Genomic DNA, 20,867 nt, shown 5'->3' with positions numbered 1-20,867 from the left:
CGGGGGTTCATCTTTTTGCCGCAGCGGTTTGCGAAATGTGAATGATTCACCGGGTCTAGTGTCAGCGTCGTCATTCCGGGACGGCGCGAAGCGCCGGACCCGGAATCCAGCCAGGAGCTTTTTGCGCGGCTGGACTCCGGGTTCGCATGCTTCGCATGCGCCCCGGAATGACAGGATCGTTTTATTCGAATCAAATGGGAGCGAAGCCATGTCGCTCGATTCTCGTCCGCTCGACGCGGACCAGATCGTGGATCGCCGAAGGTTGCGGCGCAAATTGACGTTCTGGCGGGTGTTGACCGTGCTCGTGGTCGTCGCCGCTATCGCATCCGTAGCCGCAATGTCGCGCGGGGACGCGTTTTCCTCGACCGTGGGTTCCGGCGCAATCGCACGGGTCACCATTTCCGGGTTGATCCGTGGCAATCAGGCGCGGGTCGAGGCAATCGAGCGGCTGGCCAATTCCAACGCCAAGGCAGTCATCGTCCATATCGATAGCCCCGGCGGCACCACCGCAGGCTCCGAACAGCTTTACGATGCCTTGCTGCGGCTCAAAGCCAAGAAGCCGATGGTGGTTGTGGTCGACGGGCTGTGCGCCTCGGGCGGCTACATTGCCGCGCTCGCGTCCGACCATATCATTGCACAGAGCGCCTCGCTGGTCGGATCGATCGGTGTATTGATCCAGTACCCGAATTTCACCGACCTCCTGAAGACGGTCGGCGTCAAGGTCGAGGACGTGAAGTCGTCGCCGCTCAAGGCTGCGCCGAACGGCTTCGAGCCGACCTCCCCGGAAGCGCGGGCGGCTCTCGCATCGATCGTCATGGATTCCTATGACTGGTTCAAGGATTTGGTCGGCAAGCGCCGCAGTCTTGAAGGCGAGGCCTTGGCAAAAGTCGCCGACGGACGGGTCTTTACCGGGCGCCAGGCGCTCGACCTGAAGCTGATCGACCAGCTCGGCAACGAGCAGACCGCGATCGCATGGCTCGCCAAGGAAAAGGGAATCGATCCGAAAACCCCGGTGCGCAATTACAGCCTGCGCTCCCGGCTGTCGGAATTCTCGTTCCTGCACCTGACCGCCGTATCCCTGCTCAACGCGGCCGGGCTCGACGGCTTTGCACGAAGCCTGGAACAGTCCGGCGCCTTTGCGGCGGCGGAGCGGCTTAATCTTGACGGTCTGCTGGCGCTTTGGCACCCTTCGCCGGTCAATTAGGCGGCGGATGAGGTTAGCCTGTTATAGGGCCGAGCTTGCCGGCGCGCATACCGGGCGGCGCGGATGATCAAGTCGGATTTGGTAGCGAAGATTGCGGCGCAGAATCCGCATCTTTACCAGCGGGACGTGGAGAATATCGTCAACGCGATCCTGAACGAGATCACCGACGCGCTCGCCCGGGGCGACCGCGTGGAGTTGCGCGGCTTCGGCGCCTTCTCGGTCAAGCATCGCCCGGCACGTACGGGGCGCAATCCGCGCACCGGCGAGCATGTGTCGGTCGAGAAAAAGTCGGTTCCGTTTTTCAAGACCGGCAAGGAAATGCGCGAGCGGCTGAACCGAGAAGAGCCGGCGTGAGTTGTCGGCCGTCGCGGATGCTGGCCCGGGTTTCCGGCAGGAAACTCTGCTGGCGGGTGCCTGTGACCACGGCAGTTGGCCGAGCAGACCCGTCTCGGTGGTTCGGAGATCGCTGCCGGGCGGGCAAGCGCCCGGCAAAGTTGCAGTTCGTTCGGACGATATCAAATGATCCGCAAGGTCTTGTTCTGGCTGATCCTCGTGCCGCTCGCCATCCTCATCCTGATGTTTGCGGTGGCCAACCGGGAACTTGTGACGGTGTCCTTCGACCCGTTCAACGAGACGGTGCCTGCTGCGTCGGTCAGCGTCCCGTTGTTTGTTCTGATCTTCCTGCTGGTCATTCTCGGCGTCGTCATCGGCGGCTCCGCCGCCTGGCTCCGGCAGTCCGGCTATCGCCGCGCGGCGCGCCAGCATGATGCCGAAATGGCCGCGCTTCGCCGCGAGATCGAAACGCTGAATCGGCGCCTCGACGACCGGCTCGATCTGCCGGCCGCCGGCGCGGCGTCACGGCTTGCCTATCGCCCGGCCTCAAACGGCTGATCCCACGAGCCCGTCATGCGGATCGTATCGGCGGACGATATCCAGAATGCGCTGACCTATAGGGCGCTGATCGATGCGCTCGACGAGGCCTTCCGATCCGAGATCGCGGTACCGATGCGCCATCATCATACGATCCCGACCGAAGGCGCCGATGCGACGCTCCTCCTCATGCCCGCCTGGAAAAAGGACGGCGAGCGCTATCTCGGCTGCAAGATCGTCACCGTGTTTCCGGACAATGCGAAGCAGCAGCGTCCGTCGGTCTACGGGCAATATCTCCTGCTTTCGGGCGAAACTGGCGAGCCGCTGGCGATGATGGATGGGCGTACGCTGACCGCGTGGCGGACAGCTTGCGCGTCGGCGCTGGCGTCGCGCTATCTTTCGCGCGAGGACGCCGCGCATCTCGTGATGGTCGGCGCGGGCGCGCTGGCCCCGCATCTGATCCGCGCACATCTCAGCGTGCGTCCGATCAGGCGGGTGACGCTGTGGAATCGCACCCGCGCGCGGGCGGTGTCGCTCGGCTTTGGTATTGCCGTCGCCGGCATCGAAGTCGATATCGCGGAAACATTGGAAGAGGCAGTGCGCGAGGCCGACATCGTGTCCTGCGCCACATTGTCTACGCAACCGCTGATCCTGGGCGCCTGGCTGAAGAAGGGCGCCCATCTCGATCTGGTCGGCGGCTTCACCTCGAAGATGCGCGAGGCCGACGATCAGGCGGTGAAGCGTGCGCGCATTTTCGTCGATACGCGAGCGGGTGCTGCAAAAGAGGCGGGCGACATCGTCGTGCCGCTGAAGAAGAAGATCATCGAGCCGAAGGCGATCAAGGGCGACCTGTTCGATCTCACCCGCGGCAAGGTCAAGGGACGCACGTCCGCCTCGCAGATCACGCTTTTCAAGTCGGTCGGCACCGCGATCGAGGATCTCGCCGCCGCCATGCTGGTCTGGAAGCAGCTTTCGGCCTGAGGGCGACAAAGCCGGCGGGCCGCGCTAGAACCGCCCGCCGATGAATACGCTGATCAAAATCTGTGGCCTGACCACGCCGCTTGCGCTGGACGCAGCACTCGACGAGGGCGCGGACTTTGTCGGCTTTGTGTTTTTTCCGCCGTCGCCGCGCCATGTGCCGCTCGATCTTGCGCCCGATCTCGGCGCGCAGGTGCAGGGCCGCTCGCGAAAGGTCGCGCTCACCGTCGATGCCGACGACGCCACCCATGACGCAATCGTGAAGGCGCTTCGTCCGGACATGCTTCAACTGCACGGCCGCGAGTCGCCTGCGCGGCTCGCCGCGCTTAGGGCGCGATTTGGCCTGCCGGTGATAAAGGCGATCCCGGTGGAGACGGCAGCCGACCTCGCCGCCGTCGATGACTATGCGGCCAAAGCCGACTGGCTGCTGTTCGACGCCCGCCCCCCGAAGGATGCGAGCCGGCCCGGGGGGCTCGGGAAACCCTTCGACTGGACCCTGCTGAATCAGCTTGATCCGGGCCTGCCCTTCATGCTTTCGGGAGGGCTTGAGCCGGGCAATGTCGGGCAGGCACTGGCGATCACCAGGGCCCCCGGGGTCGATGTATCGTCCGGGGTCGAAAGCCGGCCGGGCGCCAAGGATCCTGCCAAAATTGCCGCCTTCATCCGCGCCGTGCGTATGGCGGATGCGGCGCGGACAAAGGGTGCGAGCAGCCAATGACGATTCAGCAGCCGAATTCCTTCAGGACCGGACCGGACGAGCGCGGTCATTTCGGCATCCATGGCGGCCGCTTTGTCGCCGAGACGCTCATGCCGCTGATCCTCGATCTGGAGCGGGCTTACGCCGAGGCGAAAAACGATCCCGCCTTCCAGAAGGAGATGGACTATTACCTCTCCCATTTTGTCGGCCGGCCGTCGCCGCTCTATTTCGCCGAGCGGCTCACGGAGCACCTCGGCGGCGCGAAAATCTATTTCAAGCGTGAGGAGCTTAACCACACCGGCGCGCACAAGGTGAACAATGTGCTCGGCCAGATCATGCTGGCGCGCCGCATGGGCAAAACCCGCATCATCGCCGAGACCGGTGCCGGCATGCACGGCGTCGCCACCGCGACCTTGTGTGCGCGTTTCGGGCTGCCCTGCATCGTTTACATGGGCGCGGTGGACGTGGAGCGGCAGAAGCCGAATGTGTTTCGCATGAAGATGCTCGGCGCCGAAGTCGTGCCGGTCCAGTCGGGATCGAAAACCCTGAAAGATGCTATGAACGAGGCGTTGCGCGACTGGGTGACGAATGTCAGCGATACCTTTTACTGCATCGGCACGGTCGCAGGTCCGCATCCCTATCCGATGATGGTGCGCGACTTCCAATGCGTGATCGGCAACGAGACCCGCACCCAGATGATGGAGGCGGAAGGCCGGCTGCCGGATTCGCTGGTCGCCTGCATCGGCGGCGGCTCGAACGCGATGGGCCTGTTTCATCCCTTCCTCGACGACAAGGATGTCGAAATCTACGGCGTGGAAGCTGCGGGTCACGGCATCGAATCCGGACAGCATGCGGCCTCGGTCAGCGGCGGGCGGCCCGGCGTCTTGCACGGCAACCGCACCTATCTGCTGATGAACGAGGACGGGCAGATCAACGAAGCCCATTCGATTTCCGCCGGTCTCGACTATCCCGGCATCGGACCCGAACACGCCTGGCTCGCCGATATGGGGCGGGTAACGTTCCTTTCGGCGACCGACGACGAAGCGGTCGAGGCCCTGCAGCTTTGTTCGAGGCTCGAGGGCATTATTCCCGCACTGGAGCCCGCGCATGCGCTCGCACGCGTCAGCGACATCGCCCCGCAGAAGCCGAAGGATCATCTGATGGTGGTCAATATTTCCGGGCGCGGCGACAAGGATCTGGCAAGCGTCGCGGAATATCTGGGGACGGGAATCTGATGGCGACGCGCATCGACCGCCGCTTCGCCGACCTTGCGCGCGAGGGCCGGGCCGGTCTCGTCACCTTCCTGATGGCGGGCGATCCGGATTATGACACTTCGCTTGCGATCGTGTCGGCACTGCCGAAAGCGGGCGCCGACGTGATCGAGATCGGCATGCCGTTCACCGATCCGATGGCGGACGGTCCGTCTATTCAGGCTGCGGGCCTGCGCGCACTCAAGGGCGGACAGACCTTGGCGAAGACGCTGCAACTCGTGCGCGAATTCCGCAAGGACGACGCGGCGACACCCGTTGTGCTGATGGGCTACTACAATCCGATTTACATCTATGGCGTCGAGCGGTTTCTCACCGATGCGCGCGGGGCGGGTGTTGATGGACTTATCGTCGTGGATCTGCCGCCCGAAGAAGACGACGAGCTCTGCATTCCCACGCTCAAGGCCGGGCTGAATTTCATTCGCCTCGCGACGCCCACCACGGACGACAAACGGCTGCCGGCGGTGCTCGCGAACACCTCGGGTTTTGTCTATTACGTGTCGATCACCGGCATCACCGGATCGGCAACGCCCAATGCCGCGCGGGTTTCGGATGCGGTCGCCCGCATCAAGCGTCACACGAAGCTGCCGGTCGCCGTCGGCTTCGGGGTGAAGACCGCGCAGAACGCGCGCGAGATCGCCCAAGGGGCAGACGCCGTGGTGGTGGGTTCTGCGCTGATCGACCAGTTGCGCGCAAGCCTCGATACGGAGGGCCGGGCGACCGCCGATACGGTCAGGTCGGTGACGCAACTGGCTTCGGAGCTGGCGGACGGCGTGCGCTCGGTGCGGCGGGTCGCAGCGGAATAGGCCTTTGATTTTGTCACCCCCGGTCTTGTGCCGGGCATCCATGTCGTTACGTATCTAAGGACGTGGATGGCCGGGTCAAGCCCGGCGATGACCGTGCAGAAAGAGTTCGCTGAATGAACTGGATTTCCAACGTCGTCCGCCCGAAAATCCGCTCGTTCCTGAAGCGCGAGACGCCTGAAAATCTCTGGATCAAGTGTCCGGAAACGGGGCAACTGGTTTTCTTCAAAGACGTGGAGGCGAACCAGTTTGTCATCCCCGGCTCCAATTACCACATGCGCATGGGTGCGAGCGCGCGCCTGAAGTCGATGTTCGACGGCGAAACCTGGCTCGATATTGGTATTCCCGAGGTGCCGGCAGACCCCCTGAAATTCCGCGACCAGCGCCGCTATGCCGACCGCCTCAAGGATGCGCGCACCAAGACCGGGATGAACGATGCGATCAAGCTCGGCTTCGGCCGGCTCGAAGGCATTCCGGTGGTGATCGGCGTGCAGGATTTCGATTTCATGGGCGGCTCGCTCGGGATGGCCGCGGGCGAGGCGATCATCAAGGGCATCGAAACCGCGGTCGAGCGCGGCACGCCGTTCATACTTTTTGCGGCCTCAGGCGGGGCGCGGATGCAGGAAGGCATCCTGTCGCTGATGCAGATGCCGCGCACCACGGTCGCGGTCGAGATGCTGCGTGAAGCCAGGAAGCCCTACATCGTGGTTCTGACCAATCCGACCACCGGCGGCGTCACCGCCTCCTACGCAATGCTGGGCGACGTGCATATCGCCGAGCCCGGTGCACTGATCGGGTTCGCCGGTCCTCGCGTCATCGAACAGACCATCCGCGAGAAGCTGCCGCCGGGTTTCCAGCGTGCCGAGTATCTCAAGGACCACGGCATGGTGGACATGGTGGTGCACCGGCACGAGATGCGTGCAACGCTGGCCCGCATTTGCAAGCTGCTCACAAAGGCCTCTCCCAATGCGGGCCGCGCCAGCCTCCCGGCAGCCGCGGCCGCGCAGGCTTGACCGCTTTTTCCGTTCACCGCCTGAAAAGCAGGTATCCGGCGTTTTTCCGGGAGTTCGCTTTCGCGGGGACGAACGGTCCATGATATTCAGATCGTCATGTCCGGTCTCGACGACATCCTCACGCGCTTGCTTGCGCTGCATCCGAAGCTGATCGATCTGTCGCTCGATCGGATGTGGCGGTTGCTGGAGCGGCTCGGTCATCCGGAACGCAATCTGCCGCCGGTGATCCACGTTGCCGGAACCAACGGCAAGGGCTCCACCATTGCGTTCATGCGCGCCATCCTGGAGCAGGCCGGGCACCATGTGCATGTCTATACCTCGCCGCACCTCGTGCGCTTCAACGAGCGCTTCCGGATTGCAGCCGAGGGTGGCGGCAAGCTGGTCGGCGATGCCGAATTGCGGGCCACGATAGAGGAATGCGAGCGCGCCAATGGCGGCGAACCGATCACCGTGTTCGAAATCACCACGGCTGCCGGACTGTTGCTGTTTTCGCGCCATCCGGCCGATGTGCTGCTGCTCGAAGTCGGTCTCGGCGGACGGCTTGACGCCACCAATGTGGTCGACGCGCCGTTGCTCAGCGTCATCACACCGGTTTCGCTCGATCATGCCGAGTATCTCGGCGACACGCTCGAGAGCATCGCCGCCGAGAAGGCCGGTATCCTGAAGCGCGGCGTACGTGCGGTGATCGCGCCGCAAAGCACGGAGGCGCGGGCAGCGATCGCGCGCGCGGCGGAACGGTTGCGCGCGCCGCTTTTGATCGCAGGTGAGGACTGGAATTTCAGCGAGGAGCATCGCCGCCTGGTTTACCAGGATGACGGCGGCCTGCTCGATCTGCCGGCACCAAGGCTTGCCGGACGGCATCAGTTCGTGAATGCGGCGGTCGCGGTCGCCGCGTTGCGCGCCTCGGGACTTAAGATCGCGCCCGGCACCTACGAAGCGGGTCTGGTCAAAGCGGACTGGCCGGCCCGCATGCAGCGGCTGACGCAAGGCCAACTCGTGCGGCTCGCGCCGCCCGGCAGCGAGCTCTGGCTTGACGGCGGGCACAATCCCGACGGCGGCCGTGCGGTGTCGGCGGCGCTCGCCGATCTCGAGGAGCGAGCGCCCAAACCGCTTGTCATGATTGTCGGTATGCTCGGCACCAAGGATTTCGAAGGCTATCTGCGGTGCTTCGGCGGGCTCGCGCAGCGCCTTTATGCGGTGCCAGTGCCGGAAGCGGAGCGCAGCGTTGCGCCTTCGCAGATTGCGGAAGCCGCTGAAAGGGTCGGCATCCCGGCGCAGGCCGCGTCAAATGTCGAGGAAGCGCTTACGGCAATCGCCGCGGTGTCGCAGGATGCGCCGCCGCGCATCCTGATCGGCGGCTCGCTCTATCTCGCGGGCGACGTGCTCCGGCGCAACGGCACGCCGCCGGAATGACCAGCTCTCAATGCGGAAACGGCCGGCCTTCCGGCCGGCCGTTCAAACAATCCGGGATATGCGCCTCACACGGCGGCATTGATCCACTGTTCAAGCTTCGCCTTGGGTGCGGCGCCGACCTGGCGGGAGGCGAGTTCGCCATTCTTGAAGATCATCAGCGTCGGGATCGACATGATGCCGTATTTCGACGCCACGCCCGGATTCTCGTCGACATTGAGCTTCACGATCTTCACCTTGTCGCCCATGGCGTTCTGGATCTCGTCCAGCGCAGGCGCGATCATGCGGCACGGGCCGCACCATTCCGCCCAGAAATCGACCACGACGGGGCCGCTGGCTTTCAGGACTTCCGTTTCGAAAGTCGCGTCCGATACCTTTCCAACGGCCATGTCTCACCTTTCGAATCTGGGGATGTTCAGTTGGTTCGCCGAACCTAGGAACCCCCCCTGCCGGGGTCAAGCCTGCATCACCCTGGGGTGAGGGTTGCAAGTTCCGCATCCAGCGCCTCCGGCGGCAGCTCCGTTGGGGTCGCGGTCTCGGTCCAGATCAGGATCGCGCGGACGGTGCGGCCGGGATAGATCCGCTGCAGGAGCGCCCGGTACAGCGCGAGCTGGCGGCGGTAGCTGCGCGGCACCGCGTCGAGACCTTGCGGGGGCGACCGGTTGGTCTTGTAGTCCGCGATCAGGACTTCGCGGTCGGTGATCGCAAGGCGGTCGATCTGGCCGGTGACCGCGTACGGCGCGCCCCCCTCGCGCGGGAGTGTGCCGGTCAGCGGCACCTCGGCGCGGCTGCCCGGCGCAAACAGCGCGGCGAAGCGCGCATCCCCGAGCAACGCCAAGGCTTCGGCAGCGACAGCCGCGCAATCATGCTCCGTGAGATATCTTCTATTGCGGCGCAGATAATCCTGCGCTGCCGCCGCGCGATGCTCGGGCGGGATATCGGGCAGCGACTGGATCAGCCGATGCAGCAGCAGCCCGCGTTCCAGCGCCTGTTTGCGCTCGCTTTCGCCGCCGCCGGGCCGCCATTCGGCGTCGTCCGCCTCCGACGGTCTGATCGTGAGCGGGCGCTGCGTCTCTGCGGCGGCGGGTATCGCGATCCAGTCCGGCATCGGCGCTTCGCTGCGGGCCGGCTCGTCCTGGCGCGGCCCCGCCGGCACATGGACATCCTTGCACAGCCGCCGGATCATGGTGCCGTCCTGGTCCTCGGAGGGGATTTCGACGGTCGGCGCAGCTTCGCCGCATAAGGCATCCGTGACGAGACGATACCAGCAGCCGTCCGGGATGCTTGGCTCGCCGTCCTTCTTGACGGTCGGGGCGGTACCGCAGATCACGAGCCGCTGTTCGGCACGCGTCATCGCGACATAGAGGAGCCGCTTGTACTCCGCGATGCCGGCCTCCTTGGCAGCCTCTTTCGCGGCGGCCACAAGCGGCGGGTCGGTATCTTTCGATTTTGCCCAGACCAGCCCGCCATTGCTGCCAAGCGGCACGTCAAGCAGCCGCGGCGGCTTGTAGCCTTCCGGCCGCGTCGTGGTGTCGGCGAGGATCACGGTATGTGCCTCGAGCCCCTTGGCGCCGTGAACCGTCATCACCCGCACTTCATTGCGCGCGATCTCCATGTCGCGCTTCACTTCGGCCTTCGCTGCGCGCAGCCAGGCGACGAAGCCTTGCAGCGTCGGGGTTTCGCGGCGCTCATAGTCGAGGGCAAGATTGAGAAACTCGTCGAGTGCGTCGCTGGCCTCGGGGCCGAGCCGTTCGAGCATGCGCTTTCGCCCGCCGTGGGCGCCGAGGAGACGCGCGTAAAAAGTGAAGGGGCTGTCGCGCAGCGCGGCGTCGGTGAGCGCCGTCAGCCGCGCGGTCGCCTCGGCATAGTCGGCCGCCTTGCCGAACAGCGCCTGGCGCAGCGAGTGCGGACCGCGATCATGCGCAATGGCGAACAGGTCGTCTTCGCTCAGGCCAAAGAGCGGGCTCTTCAGCGCCGACGCCAGCGCCAGATCGTCCTGCGGCAAGAGCAGCGCGTCGGCGAGCGCGATCAGGTCCATCACTGCGATATGATCGAGCAGGATCATGCGGTCGGCGCCTGCGACCGCGACATTTTCCGCCTTGAGCGCGCGGATGATCGCCTCGAAGAGCGGGCCGCGCTGGCGAACGAGGATCAGCACGTCGCCGGGGCGCGTGCCTGCTGCCTGCCAGAGCTTGACATGCGCGGCGATCTTCTTGGCGAGCTTGACCTGCTGGCTTTGCTCTGAGGTCTGATCGAACGGCGCATCCCAGCCTTCGATGTCGTTCTTGGTATCCGGCAGAACCAGCGGCCAGACATCGACATGGCCGGGCAGCTTGTCAGGCAGCGCCGCATGCACGGTGCTTGTCTTGTCGGATGACAAGCCGTCATAGGCTTGCTGGCGGGAAAAGACGATGTCGACCGCCTGCAATATGATTTCGCCGGAGCGGAACGAGGTGTGCAGCTTGACGTCGCGCCATTCGAGCTGCGCCGCCTCGAAATCTTTCTTGAACGCCTTCTGCATCTCGCCGAATTTCTCCGGCGCGGCGCCCTGGAAGGAAAAGATCGACTGCTTGTCGTCGCCGACCGCGAAGATGGTGCGCTTCGCCGCGCGCGCGCCTGCGCCGGCGGTGAATTCCGACACCAGCGTGCGGACGATCTCCCACTGTTTGGGGCTGGTATCCTGGGCTTCGTCGATCAGGAGATGATTGATCCCGAGGTCGAGCTTGTAGAGTACCCAGGCCGCCGACGAACGCGCGAACAGGGCGAGCGTGCGGTCGATCAGATCGTCATAGTCGAGCAGGCCGCGTCTTGCTTTCTCGCGGCGGTAGCGCGCGATCACCTCATGCGCCACTGTGATCAACGCGCGGGTGCGGTCCCGGCATTGCGCCGCGCGCAGGCGCTCGAGCAGGGCGCCAATGCGTTCTTTCTCTCGGTTCAGCAATTCGGCAAGGGCCGGGTCGGAATTTTTTATGTCGCCGGTAACGATATCCTTGCGGCAACTGCGGCCGAGCAGGCCGGCATTCGAGGCTTTACAGAATATCGAGACGTAACATTCGATGCGACTCGGCCCGGTCGATTGAGCGGCGGCCAAAAATCGTCTGCCCTGCTCCTTGTCGGCCGTCTTGCCCGTTGCAAGGGCCGCAGCGATCGCTGGCCAGCGTGCCGGATCAATGCCGCCTGACAGAATTTCGTCTTCCAATGCTTGCGCGCTCTCGGCGTCGCTTATCCCCAGCGCAACGGAAAGTTCCGCAATCGCCGCATCGACCGACCCGGTGCGCGCGATCCAACTTTCGATCGCATCGCGCTTCGCCACAGCCTCCGTAACCAGTTCGCGAAAGGTCTGGTCGGCCGCAGCCTTGATGGCGTCTGCGAGCGCCTGGCCGATGGCCGAGTCCGGACGGTCCGCGCCTTCGAGCAGAACCTCGAGCGTGATCCTCTCGAGCATCTGCGTCTGCGTGGTATCGTCGAGCACCTCGAAGGCGGCGCCGACATCGGCCTCGAACGGAAACTGATGCAGCAGGCTGGTGCAGAAGGCGTGGATGGTCTGCACCTTCAGGCCGCCCGGCGTTTCCAGCGCCAGCGCAAACAGCCGCCGCGCGCGCGTGCGCAGCGAATCGTCCGGGATCAGCCCGATGCTGCGGATTTCATCGTCGAGGCCTTCGTCGTCGAGCGCGGTCCACGCCGACAGCGTGTTGAAGACGCGCGTCGCCATATTGGCGGCAGCTGCCTTGGTGAAGGTGATGCAGAGAATCTTTGCCGGATCCTCGCCGCGCAGCAGCAGCTTGATGACGCGCTGGGTCAGCACATGGGTCTTGCCGGAGCCGGCATTGGCCGAAGCCCAGGCCGACACCGCGGGGTCGGATGCCGTGTGCTGCGGCTTGACCACGTGATCGGGCGGCCGCTTTTTGGTGGCGCTGCGCGTGCTCATGCCGGTATGTCCGGATCGGATTCGCCGCCGGTCGCCGACCATTCGCGCACGCGAGCGAGGTGATCGTAATCGCCATAGGTGCGCCCGACCCACATCGGCCGCCAGAACGAGATGTACGGCGTCTCTTCCGCTGCGAATGTCACCACCAGCTTCTGCAGCTTCTCGAAGGCGCGGTCGGCGGCGGTGTCGAGGGGCAGATCTTCGAAATCGCGCGGGGCCGTCTCGCCGCCGGGGTCGCCACCGCTGAGGCGCAGATACAGAAGCTCGGATACCGGGCCGCCGGCCGGCACATCCTCGAATTTGCCGTGACGCAGGATCGCAGCCTGCAGCGTGAGCTGCGGCGCAAAACCGACGCGAACCTCCTTCGGCGACGGCGGCCGCCCGGTCTTGTAGTCCAGCACCGCGAAGCTGCCGTCCTTCAGCATCTCGATCCGGTCGGCGCGCGCGGTGAGCGTGAAGTCCGGCGTGACCTCGAGCTTGCCGTTCCTTTCGGCATAGACCGTCTGCACGTTGGTCCGGCGCTCGTGCTCCCATTCCACGAACCAGCGGGCGATGCGCTCGAAGCGCGGCCACCAGAAGGCTTTGGCTTCCGGAAAATCGTCGAGTTCGGCGAAGGCCTCGCGGCCGAGCGTGAGCAATTCGGCGTGCGGATCGGTCGGCAACCCGCTTGCGTGCTTCTTGGTGAAGGCCTCGATCGCCTGATGGATCACGGTGCCGCGGTCGCGCGCACCGGGCGGGGTGTCGACCGGGTCGAGGGGCTGCAGCTTGAGGATATGCTTGGCATAGATGGTGTAAGGGTCGCGCAGCCAATGCTCGATGTCGGTGACCGGCAGCTGCTTCGGTCGTGCCGCGACCGGCGGGCGCGGCTCCGGTCGTGGTGCCGCCTTGACTGCGGCCGGGCGGTCCAGCGCGCGCGCCCAGTCGAGATAGTCCGCGCCGCGCGCTTTCACCTGCGACCACATGTCAGCGCCGGCGACGGCCGCGAGCCTTTGCACGAAGCGCGACATCACGGTCGGCGAGCCCTCGCGCTTTGCCGCGAAGGAGAGAATGACGTCGCGCGCGCCGAGCGCCTGTACGAAATCATGCGCCGACAATCCGATCCGGCGTTCCGGAAGGTCGAGGCCGAGTTGCTGGCGCATCGGACGGTTGAGCCAGGGATCGTTGCGCGGCTCCGGCGGCCACACGCCCTCGACCAGACCCGCCAGCACCACCCGGTCCGCCTGCTGCAGACGCGCTTCAAGCGGACCATAGATGCGCACCCGCGCGCCAGGATCGCCGGGCCTGCGCACCATGCGCTCGGATGCGGCCGCGCGAAACAGGCCGGCATAGTCATGCAGCGCAACCGCGATGCGAGCCGCTTCGCCGGATGCCGCCATCGTGGCAAAGAGGGCCTCGAGCGCCGCGCCGTCGCGGCCGGCAAAAGCTGCGGCTTCGGATTGATGATCGCGCGAGAGCACCGCGACCACGGCCCGGTGCCGTGTTGCAATGTCGTTCAGTGCGGCGGTCTGGCGCAGCTCCGCGAGCGGAGCAAGAGCCGGCGTCAGACTGGCGATCAGCGCCGCGGCACGGTCGAGATCGCGGTCGGAGAGCCAGCGCCGCGGATCGCGGCGATGCAAGGTCTCGCGTTCCGCGCGCAGGCTTTGCAGAGCGTGGTCGAGACCGTGGGCTCCCGCGCGCGGCCGCGGTCCGCGCAGGAGCGCCCTCTCTAATGCAGCGACTGCGGGGCGCAGCGAGCCGGGATGCCCCCCGAGCCGGCAGAGTGGATGTTTCAACAGCGCCAGCAGCGGCACGGGTTCGCAGCCGCCGAGCGCCACTTCGGCCGCAAGCCGCGCGAAAATGCCGGCAGCCGTATCGGCGAGGGGATCGCCGCCGGAATCGTCGACCGGCACGTTCCAGCGTTCCAAAGCCGCAAGCACGCGCCGCGCGAGCGCGCGGTCCGGCGTGATCAGCGCTGCGGTGCGATGCGCGCTTTCGGGCGTCCCGTCGCTTACCGTCTCACGCAGCGCCAACGCCACCGCCAGCGCCTCGATCTCGCTGATCGGCGCTTCGATTAGGGCGATGCCATCAAATCCGGCCGCTTTTATCGCCTCAAAGCCGTCGTCCGTGAGGGTGTCGCGCCAGCGGTCGGTCGCCTCGGCCGGCCGCATTGCTTCGGAGGCGAGACGCTCGCGGCCATGCGCGGCGGCGGGTACGAGCGTTGTCACGTCGCGGCGCTTGACACCGAGGCCCTGGAGAAAGGCGTGCATGGAAAATTGCGGGTGGCCGGGTGCGGGATTTCTGCCCTCGCCTCCGCCGATGCTGTCCCAGGACTCCTCGTCGAGATCGGTGTCGAGCCCCGGCAGCACCACCGCGCCGTTTTGCAAGGATGCGATGGCGGCCAGCAGCTTTGCGGTCGACGGCATCGAGGCGGTAGAACCTGCGGCAATGACCGGGCCGGTGACGCCGCGTTGCAGGCGCGCGGTCTCCGCATCGATCAGCGCGTCGCGCCGCGCGGCGGCATCCATCAAGCCGTTTTCTTTGAGATGATGCGGCCAGGTATCGCGAACGATTGACAGGAATTTCAGGGTGTCGCGGAAATACGGATCCAAGTCCTCGGGCACGAGGCCATCGAGCTTCGACCACGCGACATTGCGCGTGATCATGTCGTCCTGCAGCCGCGCGAGTTCGCCGGCCATGGCAAATGCCGCCTCCGGCGAATGCGCGACCACGAGCGGCTCGCCTTTGCGCTTTTCGAACTCGGCCCAGTGCAGGATCAAGCGCGTCAGCGCCGCCTTGCGGTCGAACGAATCGATCGCCGGCGACAACGACAGCCGTTCGGCCGCCAACGGCCCGCCGGCGAATTCAGCGAACACGATCTCGTCTTCGTCGATATCGCCCAGTGGCACGAGGCGCGGCAGAATTGCGGCTTCGCCGCCGAGCGCCTGAAGAAATACGTCCTGCGCCAGCCGGCAGGCGCGGCGCGTCGGCAGATAGAGCGTCGCCTGCGCCAGTTCCATCGGATCGCTCGAAGCCGGAAATCCATGGACCAGGCGTCCCGCCAGCAGCGCCTCGATCAGCGCGGGCAGGAACGGCACGGAGGGCGGGATCGTGAACAGGCGGGATGTGGAGGTGAGCATTCTTTCTCGGCCGTCATGCCCGCACGTGTCGCGGGCATCCACGTCTTGCCGCCACTTTGGAGAAACCGGGATGGCCGGGTCAAGCCCGGGCATGACGACGCTTTGCCGCTACGCCGCGCTCTGCAAAATCGCGCGCTCCGCCAGCGCAATGGCATCGGGCGTTCCGACATGCATCCAGATGCCGTCGAGCCGCAGCCCGAACAACCGCTCCGCTTCCGCCGCCTCATTGAACAGGCGGTTGAGCGAAAACGGACCTTGCGGCGCATTCCTGAACAGCGCGGGCGAGAAAATCGCAGCACCCGCATAGACAAAGGGAGTCACTTCGCGTTCGGCGCGGGGACGCAGCCGCCCGTCGGGCGCCATCGCGAAATCGCCGCGGCCCGCATAGCCGATGCTGGTCGCGGACGGCGCCAGCAGCAGCAGCGCATCCATGCGCGCCGGATCGAAGGCGGCGGCGAGGCGCTGCAGGTTGCTGCGCGTGCCGTCGAGCCAGATGCTGTCGGAATTGACGAGGAGAAACGGTGCGTTGCCGAGCAGCGGCAGCGCCTTGACCACGCCGCCGCCGGTATCGAGCAGCTTGTCGCGTTCGTCCGAAATCACGATGCGCGGGGCGGTCCGTTTCGCCACATGCGCTTCGATCTGGTCAGCGAGATAATGGACATTGACCACGGCGGTCGCGACCCCGGCCTGCGCCAGCCGGTCCAGCACGTGATCGAGCAGGGGGCGGCCCGACACCTCCACGAGAGGCTTGGGTTTGGTATTGGTCAGCGGGCGCATGCGCTCGCCGTAACCGGCTGCGAGCACCATCGCCGTCTGCGGAACGCCGTGCGCCATCCGAATCAGTCCCCCAACCGCCCCTTCTTGTCATGGCGGCCTTCGGCGCGGCAATGACGATGTCGGATCGGCATTTCACAGCCCGTCAAAGGCGGGCACGTTATCCTTGTACCATGACGAAAGCGCGGACAGCGCCGGATGCTTCAGCGAACGCTGCAAATAGCGCCATACGCGCGGCATGTGACGCAGATATTGCGGCTTGCCGTCCCGCCGGTCGAGGCGCGCGAAAATGCCCAGCACCTTGGTGGCGCGCTGAGCCGCCATGACCGCATAGATGGCGGCGAACTCCGCCGGGTCGAAGGTCGCATCGGTCTCGCCGCGCCTGCGCACATAGCGGGCGAACAGCGCGCGCTCCAAGACTTCCGGGACGTCGACCCGGGCGTCCTGCAAGAGCGACGCAACGTCGTAGCCGGCCGGTCCGGTTACGGCATCCTGGAAATCCAGCAGGCCGACGCGCCGGTAGCCGTCGCGGGCCGGCAGCCAGATCAGGTTCGGCGAGTGGAAGTCGCGCAGCACCCAGGTCTGCTGTCCGTCGAGCGCGGGTTTCAGTGCAGCAAGCCAAAGCCGCCGGAATTCGGCGCGGCCCGCCTCGTCGATACCGAGGCCATGATGGGGCACATACCAGTCGAGCAGCAACTCGGCCTCGATCAGGAAGGCCTCCGTGTCATAGGCGGGCAGCGCATAGGTGGTGCGGTCCGGCAAGGGCAGCAAGGCCGACACCTGTTTGGCATGCAGCGCCGCCAGAAGATCGGCAGCCTCCATATAGCGCGCTTCGATCGGGGCGGGTGGCGATCCGGACACAAAAGCCTCGGTGCCGAAATCCTCCACCAGGAGAAATCCGTTGACGAGGTCGGCGGCATAAATTTCCGGCGCCGAGAAGCCAAGCGCGCGCAGGCCATCCGCCATCGCAACAAAGGGCCTTACATCTTCTGCGAGATGCGCGATGGCGCTATAGGGCTTGCCGTCGCGGACCGCCGGACCGTCCGGCCGCCGCGGCGCATTCATCAGGATTGCGGGTTTGCCGTCGACCAGCATGCGCTCGTAAACGCGGGTCGAGGCGTCGCCCTGCATGCGCCATCGTTCGGCATATGCGTATCCGTTCTCTTGAAGAAACGCGCGCAGCGCTGCAATACGCGCCACCCGCCCCGCAAGCTTGCCATGGCCGGTGACGCAGACGTCGCGCCAGGTGTCGCCGCGCGCTGGAGCAAGCGCGAAAGCGATGTCGATGCGGTCCGCCGGCAGCCATGCGCCGGCGCGGTCAGGCCATTCCATCAGAACCACCCCGCTTGATGCGATGTCGTCGAGACCGAGTTCGGCGAGTTCGCTCGGGTCTGACAGCCGGTAAAGATCGGCATGCGCCAGCGTGAAGCGCGGCAATTCGTAGATCTGCATCAGGGTGAAGGTCGGGCTCGGTACGGCCAGATCGGCGTCGCCGGCAAGATACCGTATCAGCGCGCGGGCAAAGGCAGTCTTGCCGGCGCCGAGATCGCCCGACAGCGTGACCAGGTCCCCCGGCTCCAGGGCGTTGGCGATCTCCACGGCAAAGCGCTGCGTGGCCTGCTCGTCCGGAAGTGCGACAGTGAAGCCCGATTGCGTAGCCGACATCGCGTGCCGTTGGTCAGGCCGCCGCGATTTTCTGTTGCGCCGGCGGATGAATTGGGAAGGTGCAGGCGACTGTGGTTCCTTGCCCCACCGCGGACATGATATCCACGCTGCCCCCATGCAGTTGCACGAAGGAGCGGACGATCGCAAGCCCGAGCCCGGCGCCGCGATGTTGCGATCCCAGCGGATGGCTCTCGAACCTGTCAAAGACCCGGTCGGTCATCTCGGCAGGGATGCCCGGGCCTTGATCGGTGACAGTGAAGACGATTGTTTTCTCGTTGCGTTCGGCGTGCAGGCGAACGACGCCGCCCTTCGGCGAGAAGCCGACCGCATTGGATAGAAGGTTGTAGAGTATCTGCCGCACCCGCCGTTCGTCACCGGAAAAAGTTCCGATCGCCTCGGGCTCGGTTTCGATGTTCAGCTTAATATTGTCATTAACAAGCCGATCGCGGATTCCGGCCGCCGCAGCGTCCATGGTCTTGCGGATATCGACCGGTCCGAGATTGAGTGTCATCGCGCCGGCGTCGATGGTCGCAAGGTCCAGAATGTCGTTGATCAGGGTGAGCAGGGCATTGGTCGATACTGTAATATAGCCAAGATACTCCTCCTGGCGTGCGGTCAAAGGCCCGGTTGCAGGATCGCCGAGGAAATGCGCGAAGCCGATGATGTTGGTGAGCGGTGAGCGCAACTCGTAGGAGACGTGCTGGAGGAAGTCGATCTTGACGCGGTCAGCGGTTTCCAGCGCCTCGTTTCGCTCGCGCAGCGCGCGCTCGACATTCACGGTGTCGGTGATGTCCTGGAAGGTCACGAGCGTCGCTCCGTCCGGCAGCGGCAGGGTGGCGAGATCGACGATGCTGCCGTCGCGCCGTTCGAGGCGTCCCTTGACCGCATCGCGCTGACCGATTGCGGTGACCGCGGTACGCAATGCGCGCATGGTCTGGTCTTCCGGCTGAAGCGGCGCGCACCAGGCGATCACCGCCTCGATATGCGGGCGTTCGGCGAGGGCCTCTTCCGGCAATTTCCACATCTGCTGGAAAGCCGGGTTATAGAGCCGCAGCCGTCCGTCGCTCGCAAAGACCGCGACCGCTTCGGCGAGATTGTCGAGCGTCTCGCCCTGAACGCGGATCAGCGCATCGAATCTTCGTTCGAGGTCGAGCCGCTCGCTGACGTCGTCGAACAGATAGGTGACGCCCCCTTCAGTGTTGGGCGTGGTGACAACGCGCAGCGTCCGTCCGTCGGGCAGATGCCAGAGGTCTTCGCGTGACTCCAGGGTACGATAGGCCTCGTGAAGCTGGTTTTTCCAAATACGAAAATCCTGCTGTTCCGGCAGTTTGCGCGCCGCACGCAGCCGGTCGAGAATTGCCGAATCGGTGGGAGTTTGATCGAGAAAGGCCGAATCCAGATCCCACAGCGCGCGATAGGCCTCGTTGTAGAAGCGCAGCGTCTGGCCCGCGCCGAAAATGGCCACGCCGGTCGCCAGTTGATCAAGCGTGCGGCGATGGCCATCGACCATGCGGGCTATGTCGTCGCGCAGCGTCTCGATCTCCGTCGCGTCGATGCCGACGGCAGCGCTGCCGGAGGGGGTCGGCACCTCAACGACGTCGAACATGCGCCGTGCCCCGGCGATGACCGCGGGAACGCGTCCACGATAAGGCGTGCCATCCTCGCGCATGCGCGCTGCGTCGTCACGGGCGGATTTGTCGAGCAATTCGAGATTGCGCTCGACCGCCTCCGTGGCGTCGCGCGCTTCGACCGCGCTGGCATAGGCGGCGTTGACGAAATCGAGGCGGCCCTCCTGATCACGCGCCCAGACCGGGAAGGGCAGGGCATCGATCAGCGTGCGCAGCGCGATCATGTCGCCGACAAGCCGCTGGTGCCTCGCGGAGAGGGTCATGAACTCGCCCTTGAAGCCGCTGACGTCGCGCAGCCGCATCACGGCACGCCCGCCGATGGCGCGGCCTTCGGCCTCGATGATTTTGCCGCCGAGCGTTGTCAGGGGCATCGCGAACGCTTCGCCATCGTCTCGCAGTCTGTCGACGGCCGCTTCGAGGCGTTGAACCTGATCGGCGGGCAGCCAGGAAGCGAATGCCAGAACGCGCTGCGGCATGGTCGCCTGCGTGACGATCGTGACATCGCCGGAAATATCGGGCTGGTCAGAGCCGGCCGCCCAGGCCACGACGATTTGCGGCTCCGAGAGCAGCAACGCATTGACCCGATCGACTTCGGCTGTCAGTGCCGCAATCTCGCGCCGCGCTTCGGCGTCTGCGGCTGCAGCGCGTTGCCGGGCTCGCAGCAGCATGATCGCGGTGACGACCGCAAACAGCATGACGCCGAGGACGAGCGCCAGAACTGCGATTTCATGGCGATCGAGGCCGGCGAATACGCTCAGAAAATCGTCGATCGGCATCGCATCCCGCACGGAAGATGCAGCGATCGCCGTCGCCGGCCACAGCGCAACGAGCGCGCCGAAACATCCGCGCAACAGCGGATCGGCGCTGCAAACGCCGCCGGTCGACCGAATCATTCGCGCCTACCCATTCCCCCAAATGACGACACGTCGCCAGACCGGTAGTCCGGAGCAAAGCCTTACTGACGTGGACGCAAACGAGCGGACCGCGCCGCGCGGTCCGAATCGGTCGACTTTACCCTCAAGGAGAGTCGCGCGTTAAGAGTCCAGACCGTGAACGGCAGGGGGGTGGCCGCGTTCGACGTGATTTTCGGCCCGCTTCACCAATTCGTCGAGATAGATGGTTGAAAGCGCGGCCGCGAAAGCCCGCTCGGCGTGCGCGAGCGCCGGCAGCACCACATCGCCCACCAGCCGCGAGCCGGGAATATGGGAGCCAGGCGAATCGTCCACAGTCCCGGCCGCGCGCAGGATTTCGTTCGCGGTAATTTTTTCGGTCGTGCGACCAAGTTCGTAGCCGCCCCGCGGACCACGCACTCCGCGGAGTATACCCTCATGCACCAGCGCCTGCAGGACCGGCTCCAGATGCCGGGGCGGAAGGCCATGCCGGGACGCTAGAGCTTTGGCAGAGACCGGGCGGGTATCCGAGTTGAGCGCGACGTCGATGACCGCTGCGATGGCCAGGATGCCTTTTCGCGACATCAGCGGCATTCCAATTTACTCACCGTTTGTGTGTTTAT

At 65.3% G+C, this 20,867-nt stretch carries 16 protein-coding genes; 9 read left to right on the top strand and 7 right to left on the bottom strand.

What is annotated here, in order from left to right; genetic code table 11:
* The first annotated feature begins 208 nt into the window (after nucleotides 1-208).
* From sppA to ACK41X_RS12395, 9 genes are all read left to right on the top strand, one after another.
* Nucleotides 209-1,204, top strand: a complete 996-nt coding sequence (sppA, locus tag ACK41X_RS12435; RefSeq protein WP_409723456.1) for a signal peptide peptidase SppA — start codon at nucleotides 209-211, stop codon at nucleotides 1,202-1,204.
* Between the two features lie 63 nt (nucleotides 1,205-1,267).
* Complete coding sequence (locus ACK41X_RS12430; RefSeq protein ID WP_409723453.1) at nucleotides 1,268-1,558, top strand: integration host factor subunit beta; 291 nt, start codon at nucleotides 1,268-1,270, stop codon at nucleotides 1,556-1,558.
* Between the two features lie 165 nt (nucleotides 1,559-1,723).
* Complete coding sequence (locus tag ACK41X_RS12425) at nucleotides 1,724-2,095, top strand: lipopolysaccharide assembly LapA domain-containing protein (RefSeq protein WP_409723450.1); 372 nt, start codon at nucleotides 1,724-1,726, stop codon at nucleotides 2,093-2,095.
* Between the two features lie 15 nt (nucleotides 2,096-2,110).
* Complete coding sequence (locus ACK41X_RS12420; RefSeq protein ID WP_409723447.1) at nucleotides 2,111-3,055, top strand: ornithine cyclodeaminase family protein; 945 nt, start codon at nucleotides 2,111-2,113, stop codon at nucleotides 3,053-3,055.
* Nucleotides 3,056-3,095: 40 nt separating this feature from the next.
* On the top strand, nucleotides 3,096-3,770 hold the full coding sequence (locus tag ACK41X_RS12415; RefSeq protein WP_409723444.1) for a phosphoribosylanthranilate isomerase: 675 nt from the start codon (nucleotides 3,096-3,098) through the stop codon (nucleotides 3,768-3,770).
* Nucleotides 3,767-4,984: a tryptophan synthase subunit beta gene (gene trpB, locus ACK41X_RS12410; RefSeq protein WP_409723441.1), complete on the top strand. Its 1,218-nt coding sequence runs from the start codon at nucleotides 3,767-3,769 to the stop codon at nucleotides 4,982-4,984. Before ACK41X_RS12415 ends, trpB begins: the two co-directional genes overlap by 4 nt.
* Nucleotides 4,984-5,823, top strand: a complete 840-nt coding sequence (gene trpA, locus ACK41X_RS12405) for a tryptophan synthase subunit alpha (protein ID WP_409723437.1) — start codon at nucleotides 4,984-4,986, stop codon at nucleotides 5,821-5,823. The genes trpB and trpA overlap by 1 nt, the downstream gene beginning before the upstream one ends.
* 113 nt (nucleotides 5,824-5,936) lie before the next feature.
* The gene (gene accD / locus ACK41X_RS12400) at nucleotides 5,937-6,833 is read left to right on the top strand and encodes an acetyl-CoA carboxylase, carboxyltransferase subunit beta (RefSeq protein WP_409723434.1); all 897 of its coding nucleotides are present in this window, start codon (nucleotides 5,937-5,939) and stop codon (nucleotides 6,831-6,833) included.
* Between the two features lie 96 nt (nucleotides 6,834-6,929).
* The gene (locus ACK41X_RS12395) at nucleotides 6,930-8,246 is read left to right on the top strand and encodes a bifunctional folylpolyglutamate synthase/dihydrofolate synthase (protein WP_409723432.1); all 1,317 of its coding nucleotides are present in this window, start codon (nucleotides 6,930-6,932) and stop codon (nucleotides 8,244-8,246) included.
* A 65-nt stretch (nucleotides 8,247-8,311) separates the two neighbouring features.
* On the opposite strand, the gene trxA is transcribed toward ACK41X_RS12395, so the two are convergent.
* From trxA to ACK41X_RS12360, 7 genes are all read right to left on the bottom strand, one after another.
* Nucleotides 8,312-8,632 (bottom strand): thioredoxin, encoded by a 321-nt coding sequence (gene trxA, locus ACK41X_RS12390; RefSeq protein WP_409723429.1) that lies wholly within the window; start codon nucleotides 8,630-8,632, stop codon nucleotides 8,312-8,314.
* Between the two features lie 77 nt (nucleotides 8,633-8,709).
* Nucleotides 8,710-12,171, bottom strand: coding sequence for a double-strand break repair helicase AddA (gene addA, locus ACK41X_RS12385; protein ID WP_409723426.1), 3,462 nt, complete (start codon nucleotides 12,169-12,171; stop codon nucleotides 8,710-8,712).
* Entirely contained in the window at nucleotides 12,168-15,287 is a 3,120-nt protein-coding gene (gene addB / locus ACK41X_RS12380; protein ID WP_409723423.1) for a double-strand break repair protein AddB, read from the bottom strand. Before addB ends, addA begins: the two co-directional genes overlap by 4 nt.
* A 108-nt stretch (nucleotides 15,288-15,395) precedes the next feature.
* A complete protein-coding gene (locus tag ACK41X_RS12375; RefSeq protein WP_409723420.1) occupies nucleotides 15,396-16,121 on the bottom strand; it encodes a nucleotidyltransferase family protein in 726 nt (241 codons plus the stop codon).
* 75 nt (nucleotides 16,122-16,196) lie between these two features.
* A complete protein-coding gene (tsaE, locus tag ACK41X_RS12370; RefSeq protein ID WP_409723417.1) occupies nucleotides 16,197-17,726 on the bottom strand; it encodes a tRNA (adenosine(37)-N6)-threonylcarbamoyltransferase complex ATPase subunit type 1 TsaE in 1,530 nt (509 codons plus the stop codon).
* A 13-nt stretch (nucleotides 17,727-17,739) separates the two neighbouring features.
* Nucleotides 17,740-20,247, bottom strand: a complete 2,508-nt coding sequence (locus ACK41X_RS12365) for an ATP-binding protein (protein ID WP_409723414.1) — start codon at nucleotides 20,245-20,247, stop codon at nucleotides 17,740-17,742.
* A gap of 141 nt (nucleotides 20,248-20,388) precedes the next feature.
* On the bottom strand, nucleotides 20,389-20,838 hold the full coding sequence (locus ACK41X_RS12360) for an RrF2 family transcriptional regulator (protein WP_409723412.1): 450 nt from the start codon (nucleotides 20,836-20,838) through the stop codon (nucleotides 20,389-20,391).
* Nucleotides 20,839-20,867: the final 29 nt, after the last annotated feature.

Source organism: Pseudorhodoplanes sp., from assembly GCF_046289595.1.
Taxonomy (GTDB): Bacteria; Pseudomonadota; Alphaproteobacteria; order Rhizobiales; family Xanthobacteraceae; genus Pseudorhodoplanes.
This window is presented reverse-complemented; position numbering and strand designations above follow the sequence as displayed.